The 1,453-nt window shown below is 40.7% G+C and carries 2 protein-coding genes; one reads left to right on the top strand and one right to left on the bottom strand.

Annotation, left to right across the window (positions count from 1 at the left end):
• Window positions 1–120 precede the first annotated feature (120 nt).
• A complete protein-coding gene (locus tag NNL21_RS35985) occupies window positions 121–453 on the top strand; it encodes a hypothetical protein (RefSeq protein WP_204822799.1) in 333 nt (110 codons plus the stop codon).
• Window positions 454–584: 131 nt separating this feature from the next.
• Here the strand turns inward: NNL21_RS35985 and NNL21_RS35980 are convergent, their stop codons facing one another.
• The gene (locus NNL21_RS35980) at window positions 585–1,268 is read right to left on the bottom strand and encodes an SIMPL domain-containing protein (protein WP_256555720.1); all 684 of its coding nucleotides are present in this window, start codon (window positions 1,266–1,268) and stop codon (window positions 585–587) included.
• Window positions 1,269–1,453 lie beyond the last annotated feature (185 nt).

Raw genomic sequence — 1,453 nt, 5'->3', positions numbered from 1 at the left:
ACTTGGGTCAAAATCTAAGAAAACGTAAGTATTTAAGAGAAAAGTGATTCTCCATAGAGGGAGGATAGTTAAAGCTTTATGAAGAATATGGTGATATATACATGTTCAGGAGGTGGGATTTTGATTAGTATTATGATTATTTTTCTCAAAATTATATTTTTATTTTTGTTAATATTTGGACTTCTACAATGTAGAAAATATTCCTTTACAGCAGGCTTTTATTTCTTTCTCATCTTAACTGTCCATGAGATTTCATCTTATATTTATCCCCCTTTCATTAATAAATACATTCATTCATTGGCTGGAGGTAATACTCCCCCGCCAATGGGTATGAATATTGGCGAATTAGTAGCTTGGTTTTCTCTACTTCCTAGAATTATAGAAGTTATTGCTTTTAGCGTTTTAGTTGTTGGACTATATCGAATGTGGAAATCTAAGACCATTAAGTCATGATCATCGCAGTTTATTCCGCTAACGGGACACGTTAGTTGAATATACCGCCCTTAACAAAGCCTTTATTGTAAGAAACAGAAGGTAAGGAGAGGTGTGAGGAGTGGCCGATATGCAGGCGATGGGAACGACGATCAAAAATATGTATACTGAGCTCTTAGTACGGCACGGATTTCCAGTTCCCCCGGTTGGATTGGAGTCGGAACGGCTGCACCTTCTGTGAGTAACGAGGCTTGAAATGGTATCGGCGGTTCAATAACCTGTGTTTCCTCTGTTATTTTAACAGGAGTTCTAATCAACGTTACGCCTAACGTTCTTGCAATGGTGTTGGCTTTGCTTTCGGCATTTTGAATGGCAGTCGACAGAGCTTGGTTATAGTATATTTCGAGATTTGGTACTGTGAATCGTATGCTTGAGACGAAGTTGGCTCCGCTATTAACAGCCGTATCGACAACAAGTCCCGTCTGCTCAACTCTATCTATCGTGATCTGAAGCAGATGCGTCACCCGGTAGCCTCTTAAAATTTGAGTTCCATCCTCATAGTTGTACTGTATTTCGATTCTGTAAGTGACCGTCTGAATTTGTTCTCTCGGAATGTTTAAGCTTAACAGGGCGTTAATTACATTTGTTACGGCAGAGGCATTTTCACTTTGGGCGGTGGCGAGACTCGGGCTTTCCGTTATTACGCCTAGAACAATAATGGCTCTTTTCGGAGCCGTTGAAACCTTTCCTTCCCCCGTAACCGTAATCAAACGGTTATAGTGAGATAAGGGAGCAGCCGTCATAGCGGGTGAAGTCAACGGATGAGAATAATACATAAGCGCATCAACCTTTCCCGTTCATTGTATATATGTATTTATGACCTGTCGCGATGATTCCATCCCTTTTGAAGTTTCAATGTGTGACTTCAGCTAACGGGACACGATAGTTCAACGAAACAAGGAGCAGTTTGCCGCTGATATGCTCCCCTTACGGTAGACAGGTGAAATAATAAAACCTGCTA

Source organism: Paenibacillus mendelii (assembly GCF_024498075.1).
Classification (GTDB): domain Bacteria; phylum Bacillota; class Bacilli; order Paenibacillales; family Paenibacillaceae; genus Paenibacillus_Z; species Paenibacillus_Z mendelii.
This window is presented reverse-complemented; position numbering and strand designations above follow the sequence as displayed.